The organism is Neolewinella lacunae (assembly GCF_014349155.1).
GTDB lineage: Bacteria > Bacteroidota > Bacteroidia > Chitinophagales > Saprospiraceae > Neolewinella > Neolewinella lacunae.
Genome location: NZ_JACSIT010000130.1, coordinates 398 through 657 on the forward strand (window position 1 = coordinate 398; position 260 = coordinate 657).

Genomic DNA, 260 nt, shown 5'->3' on the forward strand with positions numbered 1-260 from the left:
GTCAACAGCTGTGGTGTGGGTAGCTTCACGCGGACCTTCACGGCCACCGACGGTCAGGGCCTGACCAACGTACAGGTCTGCCAGCAGCGGATCACGGTCTACGGCATCCACGACTACCGGATCACCTTCCCGACGGACGAAGAGGGCACCTGCGCCGAAGTTCCTGACTACGACGGTATCGTAGCCGAAGAGCTGGCCTGTGACCTGATCACGACGACGCACTACATCGACACGCTGCGCACGATTGCCGCCGGCGAAGA

General features: G+C 62.3%; 1 protein-coding gene. It reads left to right on the forward strand.

From position 1 onward, the window contains the following. Positions 1-260 (forward strand): hypothetical protein (locus H9S92_RS14080; RefSeq protein WP_187467339.1); only part of this gene is annotated, 260 nt, incomplete at both ends.